Consider the following 4,246-nt stretch of genomic DNA (forward strand, 5'->3'; position numbering starts at 1 on the left):
TAAAATTTTACAACCAACATTTATAACTGCTATAACTGATAAATAATAACTAATAACTGAATAACTGACTTCCTTCTTCCTGGAAAAATGAAATGGATGGACAAACAGAAATCTCCCCAGATGACTATCAGGGCTGGTACAATGTGGGAGTAAATCTGAGTAAATTGGGAAAATATCAACAGGCTATTACTGCTTTTAATAAGGCAATAAAAATTAAACCAGACTATCCCGAAGCCTGGAATAATCGAGGTAATGCCTATAAAAGAATCGGTAGATTACAGTTAGCTTTAAGTGATTTTCATCTGGCTATAAGTCTCAAACCAAATTCTCATTTTGCTTGGTATAATCGAGGGAATGTACTGAATGATTTAGAGCGATATCGGGAAGCTATCAATTCTTTTGAGAAAGCAATACAAATTCAACCAGATTTATATCAAGCTTGGTACAATTTAGGAAATTCTTGGAATAGTTTAGGACATTACCGAGAAGCTATTGAAAATTACGAACAAGCAAAAAAAATTCAACCAAATTTATATCAAGCTTGGGATAATCAAGGTAAGGCATTATTTGAGCTAGGAAGGTATCAGGAAGCTTTGAAATGTTTTGAACAGGTAATAAAACTTAAACCCAATCATTATGCAGCTTGGAATTTTAAAGGAAGAACCTTATTTTATTTAGGAGATACGGAAGGAGAAATTATTAGTTATGAGAAAGCAATAGAAATTAAAATAGACTATCAGGAAGCTTGGAATAATTTAGGTCAAGCTTTGTCAAATTTAGGAGAGTGGTATGAGGCGGTCGCTTGTTTTGATGAAGCCATAAAAATTCAACCAAATTATTCTTTGGCTTACTATAATAAAGCTCGTTGTTATGCTTTGCAGGAGAAGGTATATTTAGCAATTGAAAATTTGGAACAAGCAATTAATTTTGGTGCTGGTAAACCCTACCGAGAGATGGCAAGAACTGATACTGATTTTGGTAATATTCGTTTGAATCCTAAGTTTCAGGATTTAATTGAAGGTGATATTATGTATTAGAAAGGAAGAAGGAGTTCAACAATTAATAATTAATAATTAATAATTACCTCTTCTTATAAAGAAGAGGATTGACTAAAAGTATTTTTTTTCTTTTTTCTCCATGAATGGAGAGGCTTTATACCTTATCCGATAGTATCATTACAATTCAATATCGTAGGGGTTTGCTCTCCAAACCCTTACCCAACAATGTCGGTTTCCTAAATCCTAAATGTGTAGTGTTATATAATTAAAAATAACTAATCCATAAGAGGTAAAATAAAAATGTTTTTCTCTTTCAATATCGTAGGGGTTTCGTCACCAAACCCTTACCCAACAATGTCGGTTTCCTAAATGTGTGGTGCTATATAATTAAAAATAACTAATACATAAGAGGTTAAATAATTATGATTGAATTGTTAATTGCTTGGGGGGGTAGTGAAGCGGTTAAATTTATTGCTCAGGAAGTTATTGGAGAATTAGCTAAGGGGACTGCTGAAGACTATGTTAAAGACTTTTTTAAACAAGGTATTTCTGATGCTATTGGTGGGATAAAAAATGGAAAATCTTTACAAAAAGCCACGGCACAAGCAATTAAATATTTTTTAGATTTGGTAGAGCAAGAGTTAGAAAATGCTGATTTGAGTGAAGGTGAGTTAAAGCAATACACTAAACCCTTAAAACAGTTTATTAAAAATAAGTCAGTTTTAGAAGTTCTGGTTAGTGCATTTGATAATGATGTAAAAATTTTGGATACTAAGACATTAGCTACTATTGGAAATGAAATTAATCCACCTTTGCCAGATGAATTTAATTGGGATTTTGTTGCCGAGCAATATCGGAGAAGGGTTAAAAAGATTATTCGAGAGTAGGATGAATTACGGGAAATATTAGATTCTGAAAATTTGGAGAAATTGGCAAATCAAAACTATGAAATTAGACCGGAATTTGACCTGATAAAACATCAAGAGGGAATCCGATAACAATATGGAAATCTTAAATTAGAAAGTTTAGATACGAGTGGTTATAGTTATAATGATTTGAAATTATGGCGAATTTTTATTCCTCAAAATGTGCGGGAATCTCAAGAATTTATGCCTCAAGTACATGAAATTCCTAAAGAATATTTGAAACAATTAAAAGATAGTGGGCAGCTTGACTCAGATTTTTCTCCAGAACAATTGGAAATTTTCCGAGGCAGATATTTTGCACAGCAAACTCGCTCGGTTTTAGAGTTAGTAGAAGATAAAAATTATCAGTATTTAGTTATTCTGGGCGACCCCGGTTCTGGTAAGTCTACTTTATTACAATATATCGCTCTAAAATGGGCATAATTATCGCCGAAAGATTTGCCTTTATACCCAATTCCTTTGTTAATTGAACTGCGGACTTATGTGCGTAACTATGATGCGAATAAATGCAATAATTTTCTAGATTTTCTGGAAAATGGTAGTGGGGTAGTTTGTCATTTACCTAAGCAGGAACTTCATGCAAAATTACAAAATGGTGATGCTATTGTGATGTTTGATGGATTGGATGAAGTTTTCGACCCTGCTAAACGAGAGGAAATAATTACTAATATTCATCGGTTTACAAATAACTATAAAAATGTGCGGGTTATTGTTACTTCGCGGGTGATTGGTTATAAGCCACAAAAACTCCGGGATGCTGAGTTTTATCATTTTATGTTACAAGATTTAGAAGCGGAACAAGTTGAGGATTTTATTCAACGTTGGCATGATTTGACTTATCAGAATGAGGCGGAAAGGGAGAGGAAAAGAGAAAGGTTGAAACGGGCAATTAATGATTCTTCAGCTATTAAGCAATTATCGGAAAATCCCCTGTTATTAACTATGATGGCTATTTTGAATCGTCATCAAGAATTGCCGAGAGATAGAGCAGAACTTTATAATCAAGCTTCGCGAGTTTTATTACAACAGTGGGATGCAGAAAGGGCGTTGGTTGATGCGAAGATTGACCCGATGACTATTGACTATAAAGATAAACAGGCAATGTTGCGTCAAATAGCTTTTTTTATGCAGGGAAATAAGGAAGGTTTGGCTGGTAATTTGATTGCTGAAAAGGATTTAAAAAGGATTATTTCGGATTATCTCAAAAGTATAAATATTAATGATGCGACAACTATAACTATGGCTAAGGCGCTGATTGAACAGTTGCGGAGTCGTAATTTTGTTTTGTGTTTTGTTGGGGCTGAATATTATGCTTTTGTGCATCGGACTTTTTTGGAATTTTTCTGTGCTTGGGAGTTTGTTTGGCAGTTTAAGGAAACACAAACTCTGGGAATAGATGGGTTGATAAATGGTACTTTTGGTAAGCATTGGCAGGATGAAAAATGGCATGAAGTTTTGCGGTTAATTGCGGGGATAATTGATGCTAAATTTGTGGGAGAAATTATTAGTTATTTGATGGAGCAAGAGGGTGAAGAGAAACAGTTTAAGAATTTATTTTTGGCTGGCAAGTGTTTCTTTGAAGTTAGGAGTCGTCAGAGTATCGGTGATTTGGAGTCTCGGTTATTAAATAGGTTAAAAGATTTGACTGAATATGATCTTCGTTATTCTTACTCATTTTTGAGTGATGAAGCAGACCTAGTTTGTGCAATTCGTACTCAAGCTGTGGAAGTGATAGCTGTAACCTGGAGAGATGATCCTTTAACCTATACTTGGCTTCAACAAAAGGTTGTGTATGATGATGACTGGAATGTGCAACGGGAAGCGGCGCGACAAATTGCTACTGGTTGGAAACATGAACCCGGAATTTTTGAATTACTCAAACAATGGGTTTTATATGATGATGACTCAGATGTGCGACTAGAAGCGGTGCGACAAATTGCTACTGGTTGGAAACATGAAGAGGGAATTTTGGAATTACTCAAACAAAGGGTTGTGTCTGATCATAGTTCGAGTGTGCGACTTGAAGCGGTGCGAGAAATAGCAACTGGTTGGAAACATGAACCAGGAATTTTAGAATTACTCAAACAAAGGGTTGTGTCTGATCATAGTTCGAGTGTGCGAAGTGAAGCGGTGCGACAAATAGCAACTGGTTGGAAACATGAAGAGGGAATTTTGGAATTACTCAAACAAAGGGTTGTGTCTGATGAGAATTGGGATGTGCGACTTGAAGCGGTGCGACAAATAGCAACTGGTTGGAAAAATGAGTCGGGAATTTTGGAATTACTCAAACAAAGGGTTGTGTCTGATGAGAATTGGGATGTG

The 4,246-nt window shown here is 35.1% G+C and carries 3 protein-coding genes and 1 pseudogene; all 4 read left to right on the plus strand.

Annotated elements, in window-relative coordinates:
* Positions 1-92: 92 nt before the first annotated feature.
* Complete coding sequence (locus tag ACP6PK_RS12210; protein WP_426559831.1) at positions 93-1,037, plus strand: tetratricopeptide repeat protein; 945 nt, start codon at positions 93-95, stop codon at positions 1,035-1,037.
* A gap of 383 nt (positions 1,038-1,420) precedes the next feature.
* Positions 1,421-1,996: pseudogene (locus ACP6PK_RS12215) on the plus strand (hypothetical protein).
* A 57-nt stretch (positions 1,997-2,053) separates the two neighbouring features.
* Complete coding sequence (locus tag ACP6PK_RS12220; RefSeq protein ID WP_426559832.1) at positions 2,054-2,347, plus strand: hypothetical protein; 294 nt, start codon at positions 2,054-2,056, stop codon at positions 2,345-2,347.
* Between the two features lie 15 nt (positions 2,348-2,362).
* A partial coding sequence (locus ACP6PK_RS12225) for an NACHT domain-containing protein (protein WP_426559833.1) occupies positions 2,363-4,246 on the plus strand: 1,884 nt, incomplete at its 3' end.

Source organism: Dapis hubbardiae BLCC-M172 (genome assembly GCF_050016015.1).
GTDB lineage: Bacteria > Cyanobacteriota > Cyanobacteriia > Cyanobacteriales > Microcoleaceae > Trichodesmium.

Excerpts from the sequence above, each read along its gene's own strand:
- ACP6PK_RS12210 (WP_426559831.1), top strand. The coding sequence starts at position 93 with ATGGATGGACAAACAGAAATCTCCCCAGATGACTATCAGGGCTGGTAC.